Source organism: Mycobacterium sp. E2989 (assembly GCF_001667595.1).
Taxonomy (GTDB): domain Bacteria; phylum Actinomycetota; class Actinomycetes; order Mycobacteriales; family Mycobacteriaceae; genus Mycobacterium.
Genome location: NZ_LZJX01000023.1, coordinates 87397 through 111670, shown reverse-complemented (window position 1 = coordinate 111670; position 24274 = coordinate 87397). Strand labels below are relative to the sequence as shown.

The window sequence follows — 24274 nt, the reverse complement described above, 5'->3', positions numbered from 1 at the left end:
TCAGAGGTTCAAGCCGACGAAATAGCAGCCGAGCATCGCGGCGGCCATCACCGCAACCCACGCGTCGGTGAGCCGGCACAGCACCACCGGAGCGTTGCGGACTTCCATGAACTCGCGAAAAATGATGCGCACCTTGACGAGTGCGATCACGATGACGCTCGACGTGACCACCGCGCTGGATCTCAGCGATCCGCCGGCGGAATGGTCTATCCACAGATAGGCCAGCGTCAGCGACGCCAGGATCAGCCACACCACCAGCAGCCGTTTGTTGAATTTGATTCCGATCACCTCACCACGTAGAGCAGCGCGAAGATGAGCACCCACAGGAAATCGACGGTGTGCCAGTAGGTCGCGCAGGTTTCGACGAGCTGCTGAGACTCCTTCGACTCGTGGGCTTTTCGCGCCTTGACGCGAAGTTGGTAGACGATGACGCCGAGGGCGACGAAACCGATCAGCAGGTGCACGAAGTGGATGCCGGTGAGGAAGAAATAGTAGGTGAAAAAATCGTTACTGCCCAGGCCATTTCCCATGCGGACCAACCGGGCCCATTCGAAAACCTTGCCGAACAGGAAGAGCACCGCGAACCCCGCCGTGATGAACGCGTCCCGCAGCGCCGCCGGGTAGGCGCCGGCGCGGGCGGACTGGACACACCGCGCCACCGACCACGAACTCAGCAGCAGCACAAGGGTGTTGACGACGCCCACGCGAAGGTCTAGCTGTGCCTGCGATTGCAGGAACAGTTCGGGGTTGCGAGCTCGGGAGAACAGGTAGAAGCCGAAATACGCGGTGAAGACTAGGGTCTCGAACAGCACGAAAGCCCACATGTCGGGTTGACCGGGCACGAATCTGACCCGTCGGTTCCCGTCGGCCGTCTCGGTCATCGAGCGGCCGCCTCTTTTGCCGGCAGCTCGGGCAGTGGCCCGGTGCCGAAGTCTTCGCGGCGGATCATTTGAAACAGCATGACGATGAAAGTTACTTGGTAGACGCCGAATACGACCATGTCCAGCCACCAGGCGATCTCGCCGTCCCACGCGAACACGCCACGCCGGAAGATCCAGCACGGCGCCACCACCACCTCGGTCAGTGCGTTGCACAGGTTCAAATACCCGAACCACTTGGGGAACACCCGATTCTTGTCGAGCAGGATGGCGAGCATCCAGATCAGCGAGCCGATCAGGAACACCCCCATGGTGCCGTCGAAGGACAAGAAGGCGAAGTCGTACAGCCAGCCGATCGCCTCGGGGTCGCGCTCGGGTCGCAGGGTGCCGACGATCAGCGCGATGTTGAGCAGCAGCATGCCGGGAACGGCGCTGAGCGAATAGATGAGCAGATACGAATACGCGAAGGCGCGGCTGACCGACATGCGCCGCATCGAGTAGGCGATGATCGCATTATTGAACGCGATCATGCCGCTGATCGCGAAGATGACGCCGAAGCCGAAGGGTATCCCTAGGTGGCGCTCGGAGAACCAGTGCGCCTGCGTGGCGAGATCCCAGGTGGGCTCCGGCGGGGGCTGGACCTGCGCCACGATGAAGAACATCGGGAAGAAGAGCGTGTAGAACACCATCAGGAAGCCCCACGCCAGCCACAGTTCTCGCTTGGGGCTATGCCTGATGTGCCAGCGGATCCGCCGGGGCAGCGACCCCGTGGGGGGTGGGGCGGCGGATGTCGGCGATGTGGTCACCGCGCTCACGCGTCAACCAGTTCGCCTGAGCGCCCGAGGTTCTCGACTTGCTCGCGATAAACGGCGCGCGCCAGGACGACGCCCATCACGACGATCCAGACGGCGATCGCGGTGTTCTTCACCCAGAACGACAGAAAGCCGTCCCACGCCAGCGGCCCGGTCAGCGAAACGCCGACGAACGCGGCGGGCACCAATGCGGCGGCCACGAGAAGGTTGAAATAAGCCACCCAGCGGCCGAACACCGGGCGCGGCTGATCATCGAAATAGATTGCCAGGGCGAGGATCACGCTCTGGCCGATCAGGAAAGGAACCAGGATCGTGAAGGTGATCCAGCCGAGGTCGTTGAGCAGCTGGGTCAGCCCGGGACTGCGCTCCGGCCGAAAGGCCGCCAGTAACCAGCAGACGTTGGCGACGAGGAAGAGGGTCGGGCCGCCGGCCGCGCAACCCAGCATCGCGTAGGAGAAGATCGGCGTCCGGTGCGCCATCCTGCGGATCTGCAGCACGATCAGGGCCAGGATCGGAACCAGGCATACGCCGAACCAGTTGAACACGATCATGCTGTACCGGATCTCCGGCAGGTGGGCCGGATCGCGGTAGAACGCGGCGACCTGTTCCGCGGGCATCGACGGCGACATCGGCGGGTTGAAACCCGGGAAGAGAAAGAACGCCGCGATCCAGAGGATCAGGGCCGCGGGCAGCGTCCACAGCAGGATCAGCTCACCGTCGGTCCGCCGCGGCGCTTCCCGCGTCGTCCCCCGGCCCGGTGCATCCTCCCCGTCAGCGTCGGACATCAGCACCCCTTCAGATCGGCACCCCACACGGTTCGTCTGCGAAGCTAGCCGATCGGCTAGCCTGGGTCAAGAGAGTCGTCTAGTCTCGGTGCGTGGGAACAGCACGGCGACCAGTTACCGCTGAGCAATTCTGGCTGATCGAGCACAGCCCGGCCAGGACGCGGGTACTCGATGCCGCGCTGGATCTGTTCGCCACTCACGGCGTCAGCGGCACGTCGCTGCAGATGATCGCCGACGCCGTCGGTATCACCAAAGCCGCTGTCTACCACCAATTCCGGACCAAGGAGCAGATCGTCATCGCCGTGACCGAGCGCGAGCTCGGCCGGCTCGAGCCGGCGCTCGAGGAGGCCGAGGCCTACGGCGACGGGCCGCAAGCGCGAGATGCCCTGCTGGTCAGCGTGATTGAGATGGCCGTGCGCGACCGCCGGCTGGTGCGCACGCTGCAATTCGATCCCGTCGTCGTCCGATTGCTGGCTGAGCACAAGCCCTTTCAGGTCTTCATGGACCGCCTGTACCGGGTGCTGCTGAGTGATGCCGGCCTGGACGGGCGGATCGAGGCGGCCATGTTCTCCGGTGCGCTCAGCACCGCCGTCATGCATCCGCTGGTTGCCGACATCGACGATGAGACGTTGCTCGACAGGGTCACCGATTTGAGCCGGCGCCTGCTCGGTTTGCCCCGGGGCGGGCCCGGCTGACCGGAAACGCAGTGGCTAGGTGTCGGCGCGGACCCAACTCGCTATGCCGTCGTGAGCGATACAGATTAGGAACAGACCGTCAGGTGCCTGCGCGACGTAGTTGAGGTAGTTCTGGCAGTTTGCGTTCTCATCCTTGACCCCCGCCATCGGAGGTGAGCGGAACCATCGGGGCTGGTACCTCCTAGGTGAACCGCAGAACATCAGCCGTCCGGGCTCCGAGGCGAACGACACGTATCCGTCGGCGACACCGAAGGCGTAGTAGGTGGTGTTTTCGCAAGGCGCACCTAGAACCTGGTGGGGCATGATCCCCGGGGTGCAGGCGGGGTAGTCGCAGACCGTTGGCCCCGCAAAGGATGGCGGCGCCGCCAGCAGGCCGACGCCGACCAACGCGGCCGCCATCGCCACGATGAATCGCACCCAATTACTTTGCCACACCCGAAAAGAAAATTCTCCTGCTTGGAGAAGATCACTTCGGGCGACCGGGAGTGGGCGCCGGGCCGTCTCGAACGCCGCTCCGCGCGCCTCCCGGGGGGAGCAGTTCCGCATGTCAGGGGCACAACCCAGCCGTCCGGTGAAGGCGTTGACCCCAGGTCGGAGTGATAAGCTTCCTCCCCGTGCACGATCCGGTGGGACCCGACACCGACGATTGTGGTGACCCGAGGGATTTGACCGATCCCGACGAACCGCAGTCAAACGCAGGGGCTGAGAGCGGCGACGTAGCGGCCGCATCCGGAGAGCATCCGGAAGAAGACGAAGTTGCCAACGCCGAAGCGCGTGCCGCGGCGGCTCGGGCGCGCTTGGAAAGCCTGCGCGGGGCAGCCGAAACCGAGGACGCGGAGGACCACGCCCACGACGTCGAGCAGCGATCGGCGACGTCCACCCGGAAACGGCTACGTTTGCCGCGACGACCCAGGCGGCCACGGTGGCTACGGCGCCCAGGGCGGAAGACTGTAGCCGCCGGCATCGGCATCGTTCTCTTCTCCACTTCTCTCGCCGCGAGCGGCTACATGCTGTGGCAGCATCACACCGCGTTGCATAATCGCCAACTCGCCGCGGAGTTCAGTGCAGCCGCCCGGCAAGGGATTACGGCCTTCATGTCGATCGACCCCGATCGCGCCAAGGAGAGTGTCCAGCGCGCCATCGATGCCTCCACGGGCGACCAGAAGGACCAGCTCTCCGTGCTGTCGACCCTGATGGTCAAGAGGGCCGAGGAGACGAAGGTCGGCGCCAAGGTCACCATCGAAGCCGTCGCCGTCCAGTCGTTTAGCGACAATTCCGGAGTCGTGCTTGTGGCGGCGAAAACCGATCCCATTGGGCCAGATACCGCCAAACCGCCGCCCGCCCTGTTTCGGCTCAGCGTCAATATGGACCGCGACGGCGGCCAGCTCAAGATGTCGAAAGTTGAATTCGTGCGATGACTGTCGAACCCGGCTCGCCGCCGGACGGGACCGGAAAGGCGATTGACGGCGCCCATACTTCGCCCGACGGCGAGGACGAACTGGCGCGCGCTGGAGTGGGACCGGCGCGCTTGCACCGGCTGGCCGAGATCGGGCGCCGCGCCCGCCGGTATGCGGCGAGTTGGCGTTCGATCGTCGCGACAACGTTGGTTATTGCCGCACTGGGAGTCGCTGGCGGCGTGTACTTCATCGTGTACCGGCCGGATCAGCAGGTCGACGATGTGGCGGCGCACCGGGCGATCCAGGCAGCGTCAGATGGCGCCGTGGCCGTGTTGTCGTATTCCTATGACCATTTGAACCGCGATTTCACCAACGCGAAGTCACATCTCACCGGTGACCTTCTACGGTATTACAGCAAATTCAGCGACGATGTCGTCGCGCCGACGGCGCAGAAGGGACAGCTGACGGCGTCTGCCAAGGTGATTCGGGCCGCGGTCTCGGAATTGCATCCCGATTCGGCCGTCGTGCTGGTTTTCGTCAACCAGACGACGAAAAGCGAGCAAAAGAAGGATCCTGAGAACACGCAGAGCAGCGTCCTGGTCACGCTGTCGAAAGTCAACGGCTCCTGGCTGATCGCGAAATTCGACCCCTCCGGATAAGCGCGGCTGATCTTGCCCTAACCGTTAACCGGCGGCCCGAAGCGGTGTAACGTCATCGCTCAAGAGCGCCGCAACCGACGGCGAAAAGGTGCCACAGGCACTCTCGGATTACCCGGTTCGAGGAGCAGCCGATGCGTCCAGCCAAAACACTCAGCACTGCAACGCTGGTGGCTCTCACCGCCTTCGGCGGTCTGAGCACTGCATCCACGGCCAAGGCTATAACCAAGGAAGACGTGGCGATCAACGGGACTTACCGTGCCACGTCCATCGGCGACTGGGCCCAGAGAAATGACCAGTACTTCGGCGAACCGACGGTCTACCAAGTGTGGACCATCAACTCGACGTGCGAAACCACCCAGGAATGCCATGGCACGGTCACGAGCGACCAGGGCTGGAGCGCGCCCATGTATATGAATGATGGCCAGATGTGGAAGGTGAAACACGAAGTGCCGAACTGGGAGCGGTGCGAAGACGGTACCGCGTTTTCCGGGATGCAGGCCTTCTTTTTCTATCCGGTGAATGACAATGGTGGATTCCAACTCGGGTCGCGCGTCTTCTCGGGCAAGGACAAGACGGTCGGCCCAAGCGGCGCCTGCGGGCAGAACAATTGGCTTGATATCACGATGCCGTTGCGCCTAGATCAGCTCTCCTGACCGGGCGGTCGTAGCCGCAGGCCGGCCCTGCCGACCGCTTCATGTCGGGGCGAATTCAGGTGGGGAGCATGTCCTTCCACGTCCTGGGCGCTTTCGGAGCAACGAGGTCCGACTGCTGATACAGCTTCCCGTCCGGGCCGATATAACGACCGGTGCGCGGATCGTACTTTGCCACCACGACCGAGGGCGCGGGTTTGGATGCGTTGGCTCCGAACGAGCTTGGCGCAGCCTGGGGTCCTCCGCCGCCAGCTGTGTCTGCCGGTGCCGGATCGGAAGGAACGGGCGGGGCCAAAGGCGGTGCTGGCGCGGCGGGCGGTGCGGGAAGCTCTCCCGGCGCAGGGACGTCGAGTGGCGCGATGGGCGGAAGCTCCGCCGACATTCTCGACATGGGCGCCAGCGCAAGGGGTCCGGACGACGGCACGGGCGGTACAGCAGCTCCCACCGTGCCCGGTGGGGGATTTTCGCCCCGGGGCCCCGCGGGTGAGCCGCGCGGTACGGCCCCAGGCGGCAGCGGCGTTCCCTCGACTGGGCCGAAAATCCTGTCGTTGGTGGTGATCCGGTCATCGGGCGGGACGCCCTGGGATAGTAGATTCGGATCCAGCGGATAGGGACCGAGGGCGTGCTGGCGCATCGCCAACGGCATGAACGGCTTGTCGCTGTTACAGATTTCGACGGTCGGCGCCCGCTTACCCGGGTGACCCATGCAGGGGTAGTTGCGGGCGCCGCGAACCGCGATCGGTGAATCCTGCGGGAGTTTGCAATACAACCCGTCCGGTGTGTCGATGTCGGTGAGGTCGTCCGGGGATCGCCATGTGTTGGGCGGCATGAAGCCGACCGTGCAGATGGGTGGATCCTCGACCGTGGCTGCGAAGTCACCGTAAGCCCTACCGTCGGGGTGGTTCTCACCCGCAGCGGCCTGCTCGATTGCCACGCCCGACGGAAGCAATACGAGCAGCTGCTCGAGCGAGGGATGGTAGGTGACGCCGATCTGGCCGATGGTGGTGAGGTTGGCAAGCAACACCGGCAGCGTCGGTTTGATTTGTTCGAAAAGCCGGGATGCTTCGTTCGCAGTCTCCGGACCCGTTTGCAGGATGGTGCGGAAGTGAGAATCGTTGGTCACCAGCGTATCCGAAATGCCCGCGAAGCTACGCGCCCACGTTCTTATCGAATCGAGGGTGCGCGCCTGGCTGTCCAGCAGCGGCCCGGTGTCTTCGGTGAGGGCCCGGGTGCGATCGACCACGCCGTTGGCGTCGCGGGACAACGTCTGTGACGAGTCGAGCAGTGACCCCAGGTCGTAACCGGAACCGTTGAAGCCCTGGAACGACTCGTCGAGTAATTGGCCGAGTTTGGTCTTCGGGATGCTCTGGACCAACGCATTGACCTGCTCGAGCATTGGGGCGACCGGTTGCGGAATTGTCGTGTCGCGCATGGCAATAACCGAGCCGTCGTGCAGGTAGGGCGGCGAGTCGTTCCTGGGCCGAAGGTCCACGTACTGTTCACCCACCGCGGAGACACTGAGCACCTCGGCGGTCAAGTCCGCCGGGACCTTGGGTGAAGTGCTAAGCGACAGCGTCGCTTTGGCGCCGGTCGGCGTCAAACCCACGGCGGTGACCTTGCCGAGCTGAACTCCACGATAGGTCACGTTGGAGAACCGATACAGGCCGCCGGTGGCCGGCAGCTCCAGCGTCACCGTCATCCGACCGATGCCCAGTAGCGTCGGCGCTTGGATGTAGAACAGGACCATCGCGATCACGCCAATGGTCCCGGCGATCGCGAAGATCGCCAGCTGGATCCGAACGAAGCGCGTCAGCATCTAACCACCGGCTCCCGTTCCAGGCGCCTCTGCGGGCGCCGGCGTCTGACCAGGACCCGCGTCGGGCGGCGAGGCCGCAGCCGGCGGAGGTCCGGGTAGCGGTCCATAATTCCCCAGCCCCGGTCCGGGTACCGCACCCGGCGGTGGCGGGGGCAGCGGTAATGCATTGGGATCGATCCACGGCGGCCGTAGCGGGTTATGCAGCGGATCGAGTGTGTAATTCAGGCGATACGGGTCCCCGGGCACCGGCGGCTCGGGCATATCCAGCTGTCCCCAGTGCGTCCCCAGCATCAGTCCTCGCTTAAGCCGGGGAATCGTCAGGTCGAAGTCGAAATGCAGGTTGAAGAAGTCGCCTCGGACCGCTCGGTCGACAAAGTTCTGAGTGAACGGGAACACGAACGACCCCGCGATGGCCGCGCCGAACTCCGGTCCGACGTCGGCGAGCGCCTTGATGGTCGGCTCCAGGTTTTTGAGGTTCGTGACCAGATCGGCCTGGGCATCGTTGACCAGTCTGTTGGCGGTGTTGCTGAACACACGGAGGTGGTCCAGGGCGGCCGTCAGACGAGGCCGCTCCCTGGTCAACACCTCGAGCGCCGGCGGTATTTTACGCAGCGCATCGGTAAGAACGTCGCGTTGGTCGGCGAACGTTGCCGACAGCCGATTCAGCGCCTGGATGGAGGCGACGATGTCGTCGCGCTGGTCGTCCAAAGTCCCGACGAACGTGTCCAGGCGGGTAATCAAATCACGCACGGCGCCCTCGTGCCCGGACAGGGCGGCCGAGAAGTTATGGATGACCTCCCCGATCTGTCCCAGTCCACCGCCGTTGACGACCGCGCCCAGCGACGACAGCGTCTGCTCGGTCGACGGGTAGGCCGATGACCGACTCAGCGGGATGGTGGCGCCCGGCTGCAGCCGTCCGCTTCCCTGCTGACCCGGCGGAGTATTGAGCTCCACATGCATCGAGCCCAGCAGGCTCGTCTGACCGACGGTGGCTACCACATTGGCTGGGACCACCACATCGCGCTTGACCGAGATCTCGACGTCCGCGTGCCAGCCTTGCACCTTCATCGCACCGACACTGCCGACGACGACGTCATCGATCATCACCGGCGAATTCGACTCCATCGTACCGACATTCGGGAGTTCGACGTGGTAGATGTTGGCCCCTGGCCCGCGTCCGACCGCGCCGGGCAGCGGTAGCGAATTCAGGCCGTGGAATGCGCATCCCGTGGCCGTCACCACCACGCAACAGCCGGTGGCGAATACCCGCTTGGCCGCAACCCGTGCGCTCATTGTTGTGGCCCTCCGTCTGGCAGCAGCATGCCCGACACGCTGGGCGCCGGCGGTGGTGGCGGTGTCGAAGGCGGGGGCGGCAGCGGCATCGCCGCGCCCGGTATCCGCTCCGGCGGCACCGCCCCCGGGGGGCCGACCGGATCGCCCGGCAGCCCGGTGTAGGCCGACACCGCGGGCGGGATCTCGGGCGGTCCGGGTTTCGGACCCTCGCCGCCGGGCGCCAGGCGCTGTTCGGTGTAGAGAACCTTGGACGGGTCAATCGACTTGTGTAGGAACGGGTTGATGGGAATGGGCGAGTTATTCCAGTTGGTCTGCCGCAGTCCGGGTCCGAGGAACAGCGAGCACAGCTTGCCGGATTCGACCGCCGTGATGTTCTCGATGGCGCCGATTTGCGTGCAGCCCGGTACGGACAGCAGAACCTGACCGCCCCATGTCGGATTCGCCGCATTCATGAGCCCGAATCCCCCGATGATGGTTCCGGTGTCGGCGTTGTAGTCGTTGAAGAAGTTGCCGAACGCGTTCGGCGCCGCGTGCAGGATGTTTTCCAGGGCCATGTGGTGATCGACCAGGTTCTGCGTGACATCGGCCAGCCTGGCGATTTGCTCGCTGGTCTGGTTGCGAGTCCCGGCGATGAATCGCTGCACCTCGCCGACCGCCGTCGACAGATCGGTCAGAGCCGCGTCCAGTTCGGATTTGCTGTCATTGACCACACTGGTGAGCGTGGCCAGGCGGTCATTGAACTGCACGAGCTGGACGTTGCTGTCGCGCAGGGCGCCGACAAAGGTCTGCAGGTTTTTGATGATGTCGACGATGTTGCCGCTGCCGTTGGCGAGGATCCGGCCCACGCCCGACAATTGACCGAGCGTCTGGCGCAGCTTGTCGCCGTTGCCGTCGAGTGCATTGGCGGCGCTGTCGATGAATCGGCCCACCGACGTGCCCGATACCCCGCTCTTGGGCCCCAAATCCGTTGCCAGCCGCATCAACTGGGTTTTGACCTCGTCCCACTCAACCGGCACCGCGGTCCGTTCGACTCCGATGACCGCCCCGTCGCGCATCACCGGCCCACTGTCGCGGTAAGCCGGCGTGAGCTGGACGTAGCGGGAAGCCACCAGATTCGGGGCGACGATAACGGCCTTCGCGTCGGCCGGGATGGGCACGCCGCGGTCGACCGTGAGGACCATCTTGGCCTGGGTGCCTTGCGGCGCAATGGACTTGATGCTGCCGACTTTGACGCCCGAGACCCGTACCTCGTCATGGGGATAGATCGCGGTGGCGGTGGTGAAGTAGGCGGTGATCGTTCGTGGGCCGAAAAACGTATTACGGACGAGCACGGCGGCGGCGGCAATTGTCAGCCCGACCAAGACAACCGCCGTGACGGCCGCCAGCCGCTTGCGCGGAATCCGGGAGGTCATTGTGATCCCCCGATCCGTCCGCCCAACGTGCAGCCAGGGCACTGCGGAATGGAGTTGTACGGCCAGGGGGTCAGCGCCCGAGGTACCGGTGACGGGAAGCCCGGACCCTTTGAAGTATCGAAGGTGCGGAATCCCCAGAGGTAGTCGAAGAACTCCTGGAAAAGTTGCGGGACAAGGAAGTTCGGGACGAACGCCTGGTAGGCGTACATACCGGCGATGGCCTCACCGACCGTGATCTGGAATTTGGCGAGGCCCGGCAGCGCCTTGCCGATGTTGTCGCGGTTCTTTTCCAAGACCGCGAGGACCCTGTTCAGCCTCTCCAGCGTTGGCGCCAAGGTGCTTTCGTTGTCGTGCACCAAGCCCGTCAGCTGCTTGGCCACTGCCGAGGTGTTGGCCAGCAGGTCCACGATCTCTTGCCGGCGTGCGACCAGCACTTGGAGCAGGGAATCGGAGTTGAGGATGAGCTTGTTGACCTGCATGCTGCGTTCGGAAAGTATCCCGGTGACATCACTGGCGCTTTTGAATAACTCGCCCAGGTTCTTATTGCGGCTGTTGAGGGTTCGCGATAGCCGGGTGAGCGCGTCGAAGGCCGGCCCCATTTGGGGTGCGATCTGGTCGAGCGTGGCCGCCAGCGTGTCCAACGATTGATTCAGCGCGGCGGTGTTAGTGCCGGCCGTATCCGACGTGAAGTCGCTGACCGCTTCCGTCAGCGAGTACGGAGAAGAGGTGCGCGAGACGGGGATGAGAGCCATCGGGTGCATCGTGCCGGTGCCGGCGGACTCCACCGTCAGCATGCGCTCGCCGAGCAGCGTGCCCGTGCGGATGTGGGCGGACGTTTCCGAGCCGAGCAGGACGTTGCCCTTCATCGCGAACGTCACCAGAGCGTCGCCGTGCCGCAGCTTCACGTCCGACACCGTGCCGACCTTCATCCCCGACACGATTACCGGATTGCCCTTCGCAAGGCCGCCGGCCTCGGTGAACAGCGCCTGGTACCTGACCATCGTCGCCCACTGGATGAATCGGTCGGGTGACAGGCCGACCAGGATGACCATCACCGCCAGGATGACGCCGATGAAGCCAGGCTTGACGAGCTGAGCTCCGCGATACTTGAGCATCAGGGTTCCGTGCACCTTCCTGCATCTGACCGATAGATGTTGGCGCGCACTGTCTTGCCCTGAAGATCTGTGCCGCGGATCCCGAACTGGCAGAGGTAGTACGGGATGGTGGCGCCGTTCACGCCCAGCCGGACCAGCTTGCGGTAGTTCTTCGGCGCCTTCTGAAGTGCGCCGTCGAGGCGGTCCCTGTCGCCGTCGAGAATCGGCGCCAGCCGATTCAGCTGAGCTACTGTGCCAGACAGCGGCGGGCGGGCCTCGGCAAGCAGATCCGCCAACGACGCGGTTCCCTTGTCCAAGGCGTCGATGGCGGAGCCGATCGTGTCGCGGTCATTCGACAGGCCGCTGACAAGCTGCTCGAGTCGATCGATCGTGCCAGAGAACTGTTTGCCGTCTTTGGAAACCGTGCCGATCACGATGTTGAGGTTGTCGATCAGTTGCTGCACGGTTTGATCGTTGTCGGCCAGAGCGTTTGAGAACGACGTCGTCTTGGCGAACAGCGAGTCGAGGGTCCCGCCCTGCCCCTGGAAAACCTGTAACAATCCCGCGGTCAACGCGTTGACGTCACGCGCATTCAGGCCTTGGGTAACGGGTTTGAGTCCACCGAGTAGCAGATCGAGGTCTAGCGCTGGCGCCGTCCGGTTGACGGGGATCTGCCCGCCGGCCGGCAGCCGCTTGGTCGAGCCCGGGCCATCGACGAGTTCGAGGTAGCGGTCGCCCACCAGGTTCAGGTAGCGGACCGCCGCCCGGGAGCCCTCCGTCAAGACGATGTTGCGGTCGACGTCGAACTTCACCACGACTTTCTTGTCCGGCTGCAGAGAGACGCCGTTGACGGTGCCGACCCGGATCCCGGCGACCCGCACCGACTGCCCCGGCTTGAGACGCGAAACATCGGTGAACACCGCCGAATACCCGTTCGTCGCACCCGTCCGGTACTGGCCGAAGATGAAGAACAGGAAGGCGGTCAGCGTCGCCATCACGATCGCGAAGATCGTGAATTTGACCAGCGTGGCGCGTGTTCTCATCCCGGTTGTCCGATCTGGGCGGAGTTGCGCGGCGGTCCGGCGATCGGTCCGTACAGCAGCTCTTTGAGCAGATCGGAATTGATCATCAGCTGCGGATTTCCGTACACCACCGGGTCCGCGCCGATGTCGGCAATCAGCTGCGGGGGAGCCGTATTGAACGGCAGCGACGGCAGACCCACGCAGCGCGGACCGCCCGTCGCCGCAACCTTGGGCAGGTTCGTCGGATACCGATAACGTTCGGCACCCCAGACGAGACTCGCCGAGATGTTGATACTGGGTTCCGACAGTGGCGCCGCGTGCGATAGGCGTACGAGTCCGCCAAAAGCGCAGGTAAGCGCGGGGTTGTACTCATTGGTCAGATCGGTGGTTGGCACCAACAGATGCATGACGTCCGTCAGCGGTTGGCGGTTCGTCGACAGGACGTCGTTGCCGATGTCGGCCAAGCCGATCGTGCTGATCAGCAACGCATCCAGGTTGTGCTGCTCATCGACAATCGTCTTGCTGATTCGGGTCGCGTTGGCCGCGGTCTTCACTAGGTCGGGTGCCGCGTCGGCATAGGCGTTGGCTACCGCCGGTAAGACCGAGAAGTCATGACGGAACGCGGGCAGGCTCGGCTCCAGTTTGGCCAGGAACGAATCCAGGTCGCTCAGCGACTGACCAAGCTGTGGGCCCCGCCCGCTGAACGCTTGGGCGAGGGCGCCCAGTGACTCGTTGAGCTTGGGCGGGTCGATGTGGCTGAGCACCGAAACCAGTTGCTGGAACACGGTATTGATTTCGACCATGACGTGCTGGCCTTGCAGCGTCTGGCCCCCGTGCAGACGCTGGGCCGCGGGCTGGGCGGGCTCCACCAGCTGGACGGACTTCGCGCCGAACACCGTCGACGACGCGATGTCGACGAGCACGTTGCTTGGGATGAAGCGCAATTGCGACGGGTCCATCGCCAGATGAATGGCGGCCTCGCCGTTGGGCAGCGGCTCGATCGAGGAGACCTTGCCCACCTGCACGCCGCGCATCTTGACCTTGGCGTCGGGATTCATGACAAGGCCGGCTCGTTGCGAGATCACCGTCACCGGCACGGTTTCGGTGAAGGAGCCCTGAAACAGACCGACCGCCACGGCGAAAATCACGCCAATGATGAGAACCGTGGCCAACCCGAGCAGGGGCGGCAGGTAGTTGCGTCCGACCGGTGGCCGGGCGTGACCGGCGCGCGGGTGCCGGCCGCCGACGGCACCGCGACCCGCTGGCACACTCTGCGTCACTGCCCTTTCACCTCCTTTACTAACCGGACAGGTTGAAGTTGCCGTTCGTACCGTAGATAGACAGCGAGACCAACAGCGTTACCGACACCACGACGATCAGCGAGGTGCGCACGGCGTTGCCGGTCGCGTTGCCGACACCGGCCGGCCCGCCGGAGGCGAAATAGCCGTAGTACGTGTGGATCAGCAGGATGGTGAGCGCCATCAGGATGGCCTGCAGGAACGACCACAACAGGTCTATCGGGTTCAGGAACGTGTTGAAGTAGTGCTGGTACAGCCCCTGCGACTGCCCGAGCAGGAACGTAGTGGTGAACTGGCTGGCCAAGAACGACAGGATCACGGCGATGCTGTACAGCGGCGTGATCGCCATCATGCCCGCCAGGATCCTGGTGCTGACCAAGTACGAAACCGGCCGAATGGCCATGCTTTCCAACGCGTCGACTTCTTCGTTGATCCGCATGGCGCCCAACTGAGCGGTCACCCCCGCGCCGAAGGTCGCCGCCAGCCCGATCCCGGCGACCACCGGCGCCGCGATGCGCACGTTGATGAACGCGGCCAAAAAGCCCGTCAGCGCCTCGATCCCGATGTTGCCCAGCGAGGTGTAACCCTGAATGGCCAGCGTGCCGCCCGCCGCCAGCGTCAGGAAGCCGACGATCACCACGGTTCCGCCGATCATCGCCAAAGTGCCCGCGCCCATGCTGATCTCGGCCACCAGGCGAACGACTTCGCGCGTGTAGTGGGTGGCCGCGAACGGCACCCCGGCGAGCGCCTTGCCGTAAAACAGGGTGTGGTCGCCAATCCGGCCCAACGAGGCGACCGGCCTCTCGAATTGGCGGAACAAACGCGGATATGCGGCCCTCAGCGCCATTGGCAGCCCCTACTTCGCCGTCATCTTGATGCCGATCGCGGTGACGACCACGTTGACGACGAACAGGGACATGAAGGCATAAACCACGGTTTCGTTGACCGCGTTGCCAACGGCTTTGGCGCCCCCACCGGTGATCGACAGGCCCCGATAGCAGGCGACCAGGCCGGCGATAAGGCCGAAAAGCGCTGCCTTGACGCACGAAATGATGACCTCGGGCACGCCCGTGAGCAAGGTGATGCCCGCGGCGAACGCGCCGGGGTTGACGTCTTGCACAAACACCGAGAACACGTAGCCGCCCAGCACGCCGATGATGACGACGAGGCTGTTCAGCAGGAAGGCGACCAACCCGGAGGCCAGCATGCGCGGGGTGACCAGCCGCTGCACCGGGTTGATGCCCAGCACTTCCATCGCGTCGATCTCTTCCCGAATTGTTCGCGCCCCCAGGTCGGCACACATCGCGGTGGCGCCCGCGCCCGCGACGATGAGAACCGTGACCAGCGGTCCAAGTTGGGTGACCGCACCGAACGCGGCGCCCGCACCGGATAGGTCCGCGGCGCCCAGTTCCCGCAGGAGGATGTTGAGCGTGAAGCTGACGAGGACGGTGAACGGGATCGCGACCAAGAGGGTGGGGGCCAGCGACACCCGCGCGACAAACCAGGACTGCTCCAAGAACTCCCGCCACTGGAACGGCCGGCGGAACACGAACTTGACCGCATCGGCCGACATCGCGGACAGGGCGCCCACCGCCTGCATGGGCCCCGAAATGTCCCATTTCAGTTTCAGCTGAGGCAATCCCGCGGACCAGCGGTCTGCTCCCCTTGTTGCCATCGGCCTCAGGTCCTTTCCTGAGTTATGAGACCGATGGTCTTGTTGTGGGGTGCGGGCTGCGGTAGATTCGGCTGAGGCAACGGCCACGAGGGCAAGCAGTCGACGGCGAAACGCCCAGTCGGCAGCCCAAATTCAGCGATCACGTCGGGCATGACAGCACTGTCCATCCTCACGCCAGGCCCTCCGTTCTGTTGCGTGAGTCGCGCATCAAAACGTGGGGCCCCATGTCTTGAAGCGTCCGGCGATTATGACTCATGCCGAGTCCGGGCGGAATGGAAAACGCATAACCGTTATCGGACAAGCCATCAGCTCGCCGCTCAGCCGGGGCGACTTGGGCGCGACCGACGCGACGGCTGGCTCGAACATGTGGGACACCTCCGGTCGCTGTCGTACTCAAGTGACGGCGCCGGCCGTCTTCAGCTCGATGATGCGGTCCCAGTCGAGCCCGAGTTCCATCAGGATCTCGTCGGTCTGCTCGGCGAAGCCGGGCGCCGGACCAGTCCGCGGCGCCGCCACGTCGAACTGGACCGGGTTGGCGACCAATTCCAGCTCGCCCGCGCGCACCATGTACTCGTTCGCCCGAATCTGCGCGTCGTCCGCGGCCTGCAGGGTGTCCTGCACCGGGGCCCACGGCCCGGCGAGCGTGGCGAAGCGGTCGCTCCACTCGGCCAGCGTGCGGGTCGCGATCGCCTTCGTCAGCATCTCCACGGCGTCGGCGGTGTTGGCGGCGATCGATTCGACGGTGGCGAAGCGGGGGTCGTCGGCCAGCTCCGGGAGGTCGACGTGCAGGCACACGTCGGCCCAGAACTTGGTGGGCTGCATCATCACGAACGAGATGTAGCGGCCGTCGGACGTGGTGTAGAGGCCCACCAACGGATTGTTCGGGGCGCCGTGCACGCCCGGCGGCGGCGCTTCCATCCGCTGTCCCAAGTGCTTTGTCAGCGCGACCGTGTGGCCCATCGCCCAGAAGCCACTGCCCAGCAGCGACACATCGACGACCGACGGGTCGCCGGTGCGTTCGCGCTTGAGCAGCGCCGCCGCGATGCCGCCGGCGAGGTTGGTGCCTGAGATGGTGTCGCCGTATGCCGGGCCGGGGGGCGCGATCATGCCGGGCATTCCCGCCGGGGTGATGGTCGCGGCGGTTCCGGCCCTGCACCAGAACGCGGTCATGTCGTAGCCGCCCTTTTCTGACTCGGGGCCGCGCGGACCGAGCGCGCTCCCGCGGGCGTAGACGATTTTCGGGTTGACCGTACGAATGTCCTCGACGTCGATGCCGAATTTCTTCCGGTGAGCGGGAAGAAAACTGGTCAAGAACACATCGGCCCGGCGGGCAAGCTCGTAGAGCACCTCCTTGCCCTCGGGCACGGACATGTCCAGGCCGATGCTGCGCTTGCCCCGGTTGGCGTGCTCGATGTTGGGGTTCGGGTCGCCCTCGACGCGCAGCATGCCGGTCTGGCGCAGTCCGCGCTGGGGGTCGCCCGTCACCGCGTGCTCGACCTTGACCACATCCGCGCCCCACTCGGCGAGCACGGCGCCGGCCGAAGGGACGAAGCCGTACATGGCCACTTCCAGGACGCGGATCCCCTCCAGCGGCCTCATGCCCGGGCCACCGCCGCCGGCACCGCAAACGTCTTGCGCTCCAGGAACTCCCCGTCAGGGGCGTACCCGATGACGGCGCCGGTCGCGGGATTGCTGGACGGGAACGTCCTGTCGGTGGCGACCAGTCGGCCACCGATCAAGAGCCGGCGGTCGACGGGTGACTCGGGCGCGGCGTTCTCAATGGTCGCTGTGATCGCAGGCTCTGCCGTGTTCTGGGCAGGCATCCGCACTCCCTAATGTGGTGACGGTCACGATAATTTCATTCTCCTTCCCGGCGAATCTTACATTCGAGTCTCGATAATTCAAGAAACTCTCAGGAATGGGACCGGGCCACTGACCAGCGCCGCAACCGTCGGCCGGGTGAGAGACACCGCAGTTTGACGCAGGCCAAACAGGGTTTCCCGAGCGTGTTGCACGCCGCTTCGGCCTGAGAGTAAGGTTCTCATAATTGTAAGCGAGATTCTTTGTGGCTGAGACGGTCACCCCGGGAGTAAAGGTCTCAACGTGAAGACTGCGGTGGTCACCGGTGGCGGGTCCGGCATCGGTCTTGCCGTCGTGCAACGGCTGCGCGCCGACGGCCTCGACGTCGCCACGATCGACCTCCGGCCCTCGGACGACGACCACTCTTTTACCGCGGACGTCACCGACCGATCGCAGGTGGATGCCGCCCTGGCGGCGATCCGCGCCCAGCTCGGGCCGGTCACCGTGCTCGTCAACGCGGCCGGGCTGGACGGATTCAAGCGCTTCAACAACATCACCTTCGACGACTGGCAGCGGGTGATCGACGTCAACCTCAACGGGGTCTTCCACACCATCCAGGCGGTGTTGCCCGACATGCTCGAGGCGAACTGGGGGCGGATCGTCAACATCTCCTCGTCGAGCACGCATTCCGGCGCGCCCTACATGAGTCACTACGTGGCGGCCAAGTCCGCCGTCAACGGGCTCACCAAATCCCTGGCACTCGAATACGGCCCCAGCGGCATCACCGTCAACGCCGTGCCACCCGGTTTCATCGACACCCCGATGCTGCGCGCCGCGGCGGAGAAGGGATTCCTGGGCGACATCGACGAAACCATCGCCCGAACCCCCGTACGCCGGATCGGCAGGCCGGAAGACATCGCGGCGGCCTGCGCCTTCCTGATATCCGAGGAAGCCGGCTACATCACCGGGCAGATATTGGGCGTCAACGGCGGGCGCAACACCTGAGCCGTCCGGCCTCGGCGAGTACTCGAGCCCCAACGAACCACCGCAAGGAGACACCGTGAAGGTCTGGGTTGATCCGGAGCGCTGTCAGGGCCACACCCTGTGCGCGATGATCGCGCCGGAGTCGTTCGAGCTCAGCGACATCGATGGGAGCTCGTCCGCGGTCGATGAAGTGGTGCCGGAAGATCGGCAGGACCAGGTTCGTGAAGCCGCGCAATCCTGCCCGGAGCAGGCCATCATCATCACCGACGACGCCTGAGCCGGCAGATACTGACCGACGAAACACGTAGGGAGACAGAGCGTTGAGTGTCGACGACGTCGTCAGCGGCAGCGACCGCAAGAAAAACACCTTCCACTTCGACCGGCATTCGCCGGAGTACCGGTCGCAGTTCAAGGCGATCACCAAGGAGATGCACGCCAAGTGCCCGATGGCATGGAGTGACACCTACGGCGGGCACTGGGTCGCGGCCGGCAGCCACGAGGTCTTCGAGCTGGCCCGCTGCCCCGCGGTGTCCAACGATCACGACATCCACGGGGAACGCCGCGGCTATAAAGGCATTTCGATCCCCACCGCCAGCCGCGTCAGCGCGGTCCGGGGCGGCATCCTCGAGATGGACGAACCCGAGCACCGCATCTATCGCACGGTGCTCAACCCCTACCTGTCGCCCGCCGCAGTCAAGCGCTGGGAACCCTTCATCGACGACGTGACGCGCGCCTGCCTGGACGAGAAGATCGAGGAGGGCAGGATCGACTTCGTCGACGACCTGGCCAACATCGTGCCGGCCGTCCTGACGCTGGCCATGCTGGGCATTCCGCTGAAGAAGTGGAACATGTACAGCGAGCCGGTGCACGCCGCGGTCTACACCCCCGAGCACTCCCCGGACATCGAGCGCGTCACCGAGATGCACCGCCAGATGGGGCTCGACATGGTCAACACCATGATCGAGATTCGCGAGAACCCGCGGCCCGGAATCGTCAACGCGCTGCTGCAGATGCGCATCGACGGCGAGCCCGCCCCGGATCTGGAGATCCTCGGCAACCTCGGCCTGGTCATCGGGGGTGGATTCGACACCACCACCGCGCTGACCGCCCACTCGCTGGAATGGCTCTCCGAGCACCCCGCCGAACGCGAACTGCTCAGCGAGCAACGCAAGACCCTGTTGGACCCCGCGACCGAAGAGTTCCTGCGTTACTTCACCCCCGCACCCGGCGACGGCCGCACATTCTCCGACGATGTCGAACTCGACGGCACGCGATTCAAAGAGGGGGAGCGCCTATGGATTTCCTGGGCGATGGCCAACCGCGACCCGGCGGTGTTCCACGACCCGGACGACATCGTCCTGGACCGTAAAGGCAACCGCCACTTCAGCTTCGGATTGGGCGTGCACCGGTGCGCCGGATCGAACGTGGCACGCACCGTGTTCAAATCCATGCTGACCGCGGTTCTGGACCGGATGCCCGACTACAAGTGCGACCCCGAGGGCACCGTTCACTACGAGACCATCGGCGTCATCCAGGGCATGCGCAAGTTGCCGGCCACCTTCACCCCTGGCCGAAAAATCGGCGCGGGCCTCGACGAGACGCTGGAGAAGCTGCAGCGCATCTGCGACGAACAAGAGCTCGCCAGGCCGATCACCGAACGCAAGGAAGCCGCGGTAATCAACTAGGTGGGCCCGCGACTTCACCCCGGCGACAGCCGGACGCCGACGGCGCCAATTATTACGAGTAGCCCTGTTCACGGTGGCCGCACCCTATATTTGGGCCAAGCGCGTATGCAGAGATGGGAGACGCATCGGTGAAGACTTTCGCAGTGAGCCTTGCGCTTGCCATGGTCGCGCTGACTGTCCCGCCCAACGCCCACGCGGGCATGCCGTATGCCAACTACAGGGTGGACACGACCCGGGACCCCGGCCACAGCTGGATTTGGTCGATCAACCCGTGCGCCCACCCGGAACCGGAATGCGTGAGCGTGTACGCAACTCCGCAGCCCAACGGGCAAGCGGCGCCCTACCGGGGAGACGCCCGTCTGTCCAACGGCCGCTATACCCTGTCCGTTGATGTGCCCGACGGTGTGCGCTGCGTGGTCCAGTTCTTTCCCTCGCACGACGTGTACTCGTGGGATGCGGTGACGCTGGCCGGTCAAGTCGACTCGACGTTCGACACCGGCTGCGGCGGCGGACCGGGGGGCACCAGCAGTTGGCCGTTCTCGCTCGTGCGATGGTAGCCGCGTGAGAGGTACAGGAGTCGGTTGATCATGAGGGCTGCGGGCATTAAGCACGATGGCTGAGGCAAAGAAAACGCGGGACGATTCGGCCACTTCGAAAACGGACGTGAAGGCGTTACTCGAGGAAGCCGAGGCCGAGGCAGCCGAAGCCGAAGCGCTGGCCGCCGCGGCGCGCGCCCGCGCTCGTGCCGCCCGGCTCCGCCGCGAAGCGCAGGCGGCCGACGACGCTGCGGCCGCCGAATCCGGCGAGGACAAATCGCCGGACGCCGACCAAGACGCAACCGGCACCGCCGAAGCGGAGGTCGAGGACGACGTCACCGAAACTGTCGAAGCCACGGATGCCGACGAACCGGAGACCGAGGAGGAAGCGTCCGACGAGCCCCCGGAAGACGCGGAATCGGAGGCCGAGCCCGCACGGCCCCGGCGGCGGCTGCACCTGCCATCGCTGTCGGTGGCGTGGAAAGCGGCCGCCATCGTGCTCATCGTTGCCTTCACGGCGGCCAGCGGATACATGATGTGGAACCGCCATGAAACCGTCGAGCGCAATCAGCGCGCCGCAAACTTCATCGCGGGGGCCCGCCAGGGTGTCGTCAACCTGACCTCCATGGACTTCAATAAGGCTAAGGAGGACGTCCAGCGGGTGATCGACAGCTCGACCGGCCAGTTCCGGGACGACTTCCAGGCCCGTGCAAAAGATTTCACGACCGTCGTCGAGCAGTCCAAAGTGGTCACGCAGGGAACCGTGAATGCGGCGGCCGTGCAATCCATAAACGGGGATTTCGCGTTGGTTCTCGTCGCGGCGACATCGCACATCACCAACGCAGCGGGCGCCAAAGACGAACCGCGCAATTGGCGACTCAAGGTGACCGTCAAAGACGAAGCCGGGCAATACAAGATGTCCAACGTGGAGTTCATCCCATGAGCGAGGACAAGCAGAGCACCGACACCGCCGACGACTCTGCCGAACAGACCGACCGCGGTGAAAGCAGCGAGCCTCGCGCGCGGCGGCAAGTGAAAGCCGTTCCCGTCATCCTGATTTCACTGCTGTTGATTTCCGGTGGCGTGGCGACCTGGCTGTATTTCAAGCAATACCGGCCCGATAAACAAACCGACACCCGCGTCGCGAACACGGTCGTAAGCGCGGCGTCCGACGGAACGGTCGCCTTGCTGTCGTATTCGCCCGACACCCTCGACAAGGACTTCGCCGCCGCCAAGACGCACCTGTCCGGCGATTTCCTGTCGTACTACAACCAATTCACCGACCAGATCGTCGCGCCGGCGGCCAAACAGAAGTCGCTGAAGACCAGCGCCCGGGTGATAGGCGCCGCCGTCTCGGAATTGCGGCCCGACTCGGCGGTCGTGTTGGTGCTGGTCGACCAGAGCACCACCAGCAAGGACAACCCGGACCCCGCGATGGCGTCCAGCAGCGTGCTGGTGAGTATGGCCCGGGTCAACGGCCAGTGGCTGATCACCAAGTTCGACCCGGTCTAGCCCGCCGCATTGCCCGGGGCGGCTAGCCTCGCGGGAGCCCGAGCACCCGTTGGGCGATGATGTTGCGCTGGATCTCCGAGGTGCCCCCGGCGATCGTGCCGGAGAAGCTGCGGGCGTAGCGCTCGAACCAACTGGCGAAGTAGTGGTCGAGGTTCATGTGCGCGTACGGCCCCGTCAGCCCGGGATGGACGAGCCCGTCGGATCCCGCCGACGTGAGCGCGAGCTCCATGCCGCGCAGCTCGGCCTCGGATCCGAGCAGCTTCAGGACCGAGATCGCCGCCACGTCATCTTCGCCGCGCGCGGCGCGGGCCAGGGCCACTGAACCCAGCAGCCGCAGCGCCTGCTTGTCCATGATCGTGCTGGCGTACTGATCGCGCTCGACCTCGGTGCTGGGGTGGAAGTCGTCGATCATGTTGTCGAGTCGATCGGCGAAACCCAGCCACATCATCGTGCGTTCGTGGCCCAGCGAACCGTTGGCGACCCGCCAGCCCTGGTCGAGTTCACCGACCAGATTCTCCGCCGGCACGCGGACATCGGTGAAGAAGACCTCATTGAAATCCAGGTCGTCGGCACCGCAGATCGACGGGAACGGCCGGCGCACCACACCGGGGGTGTCGGTGGGGATGATCAGCACGCTGATTCCCTTGTGTTTCGGCACATCTGGATTGGTCCGCACGAACGTCAACAACACGTCGGCATCGTGGGCGCCCGAGGTCCACACCTTCTGCCCGTTAACCACGAAGTGATCACCGTCCAGCACCGCGCGCGTGCGCAGCGACGCCAAATCGGAGCCCGCGCTGGGTTCGCTCATCCCCAGCGACGCGGTGATCTCGGCCCGCAGGATGGGCACGGCCCAGCGCCGCTTCTGCTCGTCGCTTCCGAACGACAACAGCGAAGCGGCAACGATATTCACGCCCTGCGGGTTGAAGCTGTGGTAGATCCGCCGGCGGCTGAGTTCCTCGAGGTAAACGAACTGCTGGATGACCGTCGCGTTGCGGCCGCCGAACTCCGGCGGCTGGCTCGGCAGCAGCCAGCCGTTGTCGAACAGCAGCCGCTGCCAGTCGCGCGCCCACTGCGGCATGTGCGAGACGGAGCGCGGTCGCTCGAGCGTTTCGCTTGCGGGGGGCAGGTTTTCGTCGAGGAACGCCGAAAACTCGGCCCGGAACTCCTCGACGTCGGAATCAAAAGTCAGCTGCACGGTATTCCTCCGCGATCCGCGCCCGGTGCTCGGCCGCGCCGCCGAGCATCAGCTCACCCGCTTTGGCCCGCTTCAGCGCGAACTGCAGATCGTTCTCCCACGTGAATCCCATTGCGCCATGCAGCTGTAGGCCGTGCCGGAACACCAGCGACTGGCATTCGCCCGCCGACGCCTTGGCCATCGCCGCCGCCAGCCGGCGGCGCGGATCGTCGGCGGCGATCGTCAGCGCGGCGAAGTACGCGAGGGCCCGGGCGCGTTCCACCGCGACGTGCATGTCGGCCGCCTTGTGCTGGACGGCCTGGAACGAGCCGATCGGCACACCGAACTGCTGACGGCTGCGCACGTGTTCGAGCGCCAGATCGAGGATGCGTTGGCAGGCACCGACCATCGTGATCGCCATGCCCGTCAAGGCAATATGGCGCGCGCGCTCGCAATCGACGGCGAGGCGGGCGGTGTCGAGCACGCGGACTTCGTTGAACGACAAGTCGGCGACGTGCAGGACGGGGTCGAACACCGCGACCCGCCGGGCGGTTACCTGATTGGCCCCGACGAGGAATACCCCGGCGTCGGTCACCACCGCCAACCGGTCGACCCGATCGCCGTCGAGCACATGGCGCGCGGTCCCGTCCAGCACCCAACCCTCGGCGTCCCGGTGCGCCACGACACCGGCGTACACGGCGGTGCCCGACTGGTGCGGATCGAAGTGCTCGGCCGCCAGCGGCGCGAACTGACTCATCGTCGCCAGGAATGGGGTGGGATCGGTGGCGTGCCCCAGTTCCTCGAGGATGATGGCGAGTTCCACCGTGCTCTCGGGGTCATTCAGCTCGGTCCAACCCTGGTCGACGTAGGCCTTCCACAATCCTTCCCAGCGGGGCGTTGGGTCGCCCTTGTCCTCGGCCACGCTCCGGACCAGCGAGGGCGGGCACTGCTTGGCGACGGCGTCGCGCACGGTGCTCTGCCACAGCCGCTGATCAGCATCGAATTCCAACAGCATCCGCGCCGCCTCCTGTCGTCACCGCCATTGCGAGAATAACATTCTCCGATGTGGAAGTAATAATCTCGGAATCCGGGCA

At 64.9% G+C, this 24274-nt stretch carries 26 protein-coding genes and 1 pseudogene; 10 read left to right on the top strand and 17 right to left on the bottom strand.

The window, feature by feature from the left end:
* From A5680_RS06180 to A5680_RS06165, 4 genes are read right to left on the bottom strand one after another with little or no spacing between them, the layout of a single operon-like run.
* Positions 1–285 (bottom strand): cytochrome C oxidase subunit IV family protein, encoded by a 285-nt coding sequence (locus A5680_RS06180; RefSeq protein ID WP_055400331.1) that lies wholly within the window; start codon positions 283–285, stop codon positions 1–3.
* Positions 285–881: a cytochrome c oxidase subunit 3 family protein gene (locus tag A5680_RS06175; RefSeq protein ID WP_067817288.1), complete on the bottom strand. Its 597-nt coding sequence runs from the start codon at positions 879–881 to the stop codon at positions 285–287. Before A5680_RS06175 ends, A5680_RS06180 begins: the two co-directional genes overlap by 1 nt.
* Positions 878–1693, bottom strand: a complete 816-nt coding sequence (locus tag A5680_RS06170; protein WP_067817285.1) for a hypothetical protein — start codon at positions 1691–1693, stop codon at positions 878–880. Before A5680_RS06170 ends, A5680_RS06175 begins: the two co-directional genes overlap by 4 nt.
* On the bottom strand, positions 1690–2475 hold the full coding sequence (locus A5680_RS06165; protein WP_067817349.1) for a hypothetical protein: 786 nt from the start codon (positions 2473–2475) through the stop codon (positions 1690–1692). The genes A5680_RS06170 and A5680_RS06165 overlap by 4 nt, the downstream gene beginning before the upstream one ends.
* 92 nt (positions 2476–2567) lie before the next feature.
* Here A5680_RS06165 and A5680_RS06160 point away from each other — a divergent pair, with 92 nt between their 5' ends.
* The gene (locus A5680_RS06160; RefSeq protein ID WP_055400300.1) at positions 2568–3170 is read left to right on the top strand and encodes a TetR/AcrR family transcriptional regulator; all 603 of its coding nucleotides are present in this window, start codon (positions 2568–2570) and stop codon (positions 3168–3170) included.
* Between the two features lie 15 nt (positions 3171–3185).
* On the opposite strand, the gene A5680_RS06155 is transcribed toward A5680_RS06160, so the two are convergent.
* Positions 3186–3569, bottom strand: coding sequence for a hypothetical protein (locus A5680_RS06155; protein WP_197281097.1), 384 nt, complete (start codon positions 3567–3569; stop codon positions 3186–3188).
* A 215-nt stretch (positions 3570–3784) separates the two neighbouring features.
* Between A5680_RS06155 and A5680_RS06150 the strand changes: the two genes are divergently transcribed.
* The 3 genes from A5680_RS06150 to A5680_RS06140 all read left to right on the top strand — a co-directional run bounded on the left by A5680_RS06150 (position 3785) and on the right by A5680_RS06140 (position 5879).
* Positions 3785–4588: a hypothetical protein gene (locus A5680_RS06150; protein WP_082970278.1), complete on the top strand. Its 804-nt coding sequence runs from the start codon at positions 3785–3787 to the stop codon at positions 4586–4588.
* Positions 4585–5226 carry a hypothetical protein gene (locus A5680_RS06145; protein ID WP_055400302.1) on the top strand — a complete coding sequence of 214 codons (642 nt, stop codon included), beginning with the start codon at positions 4585–4587 and terminating at the stop codon, positions 5224–5226. The genes A5680_RS06150 and A5680_RS06145 overlap by 4 nt, the downstream gene beginning before the upstream one ends.
* Positions 5227–5357: 131 nt before the next feature.
* A complete protein-coding gene (locus A5680_RS06140) occupies positions 5358–5879 on the top strand; it encodes a hypothetical protein (protein WP_067817282.1) in 522 nt (173 codons plus the stop codon).
* A gap of 55 nt (positions 5880–5934) precedes the next feature.
* On the opposite strand, the gene A5680_RS06135 is transcribed toward A5680_RS06140, so the two are convergent.
* From A5680_RS06135 to A5680_RS06090, 10 genes and pseudogenes are all read right to left on the bottom strand, one after another.
* Positions 5935–7692 carry an MCE family protein gene (locus A5680_RS06135; RefSeq protein ID WP_067817280.1) on the bottom strand — a complete coding sequence of 586 codons (1758 nt, stop codon included), beginning with the start codon at positions 7690–7692 and terminating at the stop codon, positions 5935–5937.
* A complete protein-coding gene (locus A5680_RS06130) occupies positions 7693–8985 on the bottom strand; it encodes an MCE family protein (RefSeq protein ID WP_055400308.1) in 1293 nt (430 codons plus the stop codon).
* A complete protein-coding gene (locus tag A5680_RS06125; protein ID WP_055400309.1) occupies positions 8982–10397 on the bottom strand; it encodes an MCE family protein in 1416 nt (471 codons plus the stop codon). Before A5680_RS06125 ends, A5680_RS06130 begins: the two co-directional genes overlap by 4 nt.
* Positions 10394–11512: an MCE family protein gene (locus A5680_RS06120; protein ID WP_055400339.1), complete on the bottom strand. Its 1119-nt coding sequence runs from the start codon at positions 11510–11512 to the stop codon at positions 10394–10396. The genes A5680_RS06125 and A5680_RS06120 overlap by 4 nt, the downstream gene beginning before the upstream one ends.
* Positions 11512–12534: an MCE family protein gene (locus A5680_RS06115; protein ID WP_055400311.1), complete on the bottom strand. Its 1023-nt coding sequence runs from the start codon at positions 12532–12534 to the stop codon at positions 11512–11514. The genes A5680_RS06120 and A5680_RS06115 overlap by 1 nt, the downstream gene beginning before the upstream one ends.
* A complete protein-coding gene (locus A5680_RS06110; RefSeq protein ID WP_055400313.1) occupies positions 12531–13793 on the bottom strand; it encodes an MCE family protein in 1263 nt (420 codons plus the stop codon). The genes A5680_RS06115 and A5680_RS06110 overlap by 4 nt, the downstream gene beginning before the upstream one ends.
* Positions 13794–13812: 19 nt before the next feature.
* Positions 13813–14658, bottom strand: coding sequence for an ABC transporter permease (locus tag A5680_RS06105; protein WP_055400314.1), 846 nt, complete (start codon positions 14656–14658; stop codon positions 13813–13815).
* Between the two features lie 9 nt (positions 14659–14667).
* Positions 14668–15486, bottom strand: coding sequence for an ABC transporter permease (locus tag A5680_RS06100; protein WP_067817276.1), 819 nt, complete (start codon positions 15484–15486; stop codon positions 14668–14670).
* Positions 15487–15879: 393 nt separating this feature from the next.
* On the bottom strand, positions 15880–17085 hold the full coding sequence (locus A5680_RS06095) for a CaiB/BaiF CoA-transferase family protein (protein ID WP_067817273.1): 1206 nt from the start codon (positions 17083–17085) through the stop codon (positions 15880–15882).
* Positions 17085–17309: pseudogene (locus tag A5680_RS06090) on the bottom strand (aldehyde dehydrogenase); the annotation flags it as partial. The pseudogene A5680_RS06090 and the gene A5680_RS06095, both read right to left, overlap by 1 nt.
* Positions 17310–17589: 280 nt before the next feature.
* On the opposite strand from A5680_RS06090, the gene A5680_RS06085 reads away from it, so the two are divergent.
* The 6 genes from A5680_RS06085 (at position 17590) to A5680_RS06060 (ending at position 22003) form a co-directional block, all read left to right on the top strand.
* Entirely contained in the window at positions 17590–18291 is a 702-nt protein-coding gene (locus tag A5680_RS06085) for an SDR family NAD(P)-dependent oxidoreductase (protein WP_067817268.1), read from the top strand.
* Between the two features lie 55 nt (positions 18292–18346).
* Positions 18347–18547, top strand: a complete 201-nt coding sequence (locus A5680_RS06080; RefSeq protein WP_055405378.1) for a ferredoxin — start codon at positions 18347–18349, stop codon at positions 18545–18547.
* Positions 18548–18590: 43 nt separating this feature from the next.
* On the top strand, positions 18591–19955 hold the full coding sequence (locus tag A5680_RS06075; protein ID WP_067817265.1) for a cytochrome P450: 1365 nt from the start codon (positions 18591–18593) through the stop codon (positions 19953–19955).
* A gap of 113 nt (positions 19956–20068) precedes the next feature.
* On the top strand, positions 20069–20512 hold the full coding sequence (locus A5680_RS06070; protein ID WP_197499731.1) for a hypothetical protein: 444 nt from the start codon (positions 20069–20071) through the stop codon (positions 20510–20512).
* A gap of 55 nt (positions 20513–20567) precedes the next feature.
* The gene (locus tag A5680_RS06065; RefSeq protein ID WP_067817259.1) at positions 20568–21434 is read left to right on the top strand and encodes a hypothetical protein; all 867 of its coding nucleotides are present in this window, start codon (positions 20568–20570) and stop codon (positions 21432–21434) included.
* Positions 21431–22003: a hypothetical protein gene (locus A5680_RS06060; RefSeq protein WP_067817256.1), complete on the top strand. Its 573-nt coding sequence runs from the start codon at positions 21431–21433 to the stop codon at positions 22001–22003. The genes A5680_RS06065 and A5680_RS06060 overlap by 4 nt, the downstream gene beginning before the upstream one ends.
* A 22-nt stretch (positions 22004–22025) precedes the next feature.
* On the opposite strand, the gene A5680_RS06055 is transcribed toward A5680_RS06060, so the two are convergent.
* The gene (locus A5680_RS06055) at positions 22026–23201 is read right to left on the bottom strand and encodes an acyl-CoA dehydrogenase family protein (RefSeq protein ID WP_067817251.1); all 1176 of its coding nucleotides are present in this window, start codon (positions 23199–23201) and stop codon (positions 22026–22028) included.
* On the bottom strand, positions 23185–24195 hold the full coding sequence (locus A5680_RS06050) for an acyl-CoA dehydrogenase family protein (RefSeq protein ID WP_067817247.1): 1011 nt from the start codon (positions 24193–24195) through the stop codon (positions 23185–23187). The genes A5680_RS06055 and A5680_RS06050 overlap by 17 nt, the downstream gene beginning before the upstream one ends.
* Positions 24196–24274: the final 79 nt, after the last annotated feature.

What these genes read in the sequence shown, in the direction of transcription:
- A5680_RS06115 (WP_055400311.1), bottom strand. Translation starts at nt 12,534, where the DNA reads ATGAGAACACGCGCCACGCTGGTCAAATTCACGATCTTCGCGATCGTG.
- A5680_RS06125 (WP_055400309.1), bottom strand. Translation starts at nt 10,397, where the DNA reads ATGACCTCCCGGATTCCGCGCAAGCGGCTGGCGGCCGTCACGGCGGTT.
- A5680_RS06155 (WP_197281097.1), bottom strand. Translation starts at nt 3,569, where the DNA reads ATGGCGGCCGCGTTGGTCGGCGTCGGCCTGCTGGCGGCGCCGCCATCC.
- A5680_RS06135 (WP_067817280.1), bottom strand. Translation starts at nt 7,692, where the DNA reads ATGCTGACGCGCTTCGTTCGGATCCAGCTGGCGATCTTCGCGATCGCC.
- A5680_RS06130 (WP_055400308.1), bottom strand. Translation starts at nt 8,985, where the DNA reads ATGAGCGCACGGGTTGCGGCCAAGCGGGTATTCGCCACCGGCTGTTGC.
- A5680_RS06095 (WP_067817273.1), bottom strand. Translation starts at nt 17,085, where the DNA reads ATGAGGCCGCTGGAGGGGATCCGCGTCCTGGAAGTGGCCATGTACGGC.
- A5680_RS06105 (WP_055400314.1), bottom strand. Translation starts at nt 14,658, where the DNA reads ATGGCGCTGAGGGCCGCATATCCGCGTTTGTTCCGCCAATTCGAGAGG.
- A5680_RS06100 (WP_067817276.1), bottom strand. Translation starts at nt 15,486, where the DNA reads ATGGCAACAAGGGGAGCAGACCGCTGGTCCGCGGGATTGCCTCAGCTG.
- A5680_RS06050 (WP_067817247.1), bottom strand. Translation starts at nt 24,195, where the DNA reads ATGCTGTTGGAATTCGATGCTGATCAGCGGCTGTGGCAGAGCACCGTG.
- A5680_RS06140 (WP_067817282.1), top strand. Translation starts at nt 5,358, where the DNA reads ATGCGTCCAGCCAAAACACTCAGCACTGCAACGCTGGTGGCTCTCACC.
- A5680_RS06065 (WP_067817259.1), top strand. Translation starts at nt 20,568, where the DNA reads ATGGCTGAGGCAAAGAAAACGCGGGACGATTCGGCCACTTCGAAAACG.
- A5680_RS06175 (WP_067817288.1), bottom strand. Translation starts at nt 881, where the DNA reads ATGACCGAGACGGCCGACGGGAACCGACGGGTCAGATTCGTGCCCGGT.
- A5680_RS06120 (WP_055400339.1), bottom strand. Translation starts at nt 11,512, where the DNA reads ATGCTCAAGTATCGCGGAGCTCAGCTCGTCAAGCCTGGCTTCATCGGC.
- A5680_RS06070 (WP_197499731.1), top strand. Translation starts at nt 20,069, where the DNA reads ATGGGAGACGCATCGGTGAAGACTTTCGCAGTGAGCCTTGCGCTTGCC.
- A5680_RS06060 (WP_067817256.1), top strand. Translation starts at nt 21,431, where the DNA reads ATGAGCGAGGACAAGCAGAGCACCGACACCGCCGACGACTCTGCCGAA.
- A5680_RS06165 (WP_067817349.1), bottom strand. Translation starts at nt 2,475, where the DNA reads ATGTCCGACGCTGACGGGGAGGATGCACCGGGCCGGGGGACGACGCGG.
- A5680_RS06145 (WP_055400302.1), top strand. Translation starts at nt 4,585, where the DNA reads ATGACTGTCGAACCCGGCTCGCCGCCGGACGGGACCGGAAAGGCGATT.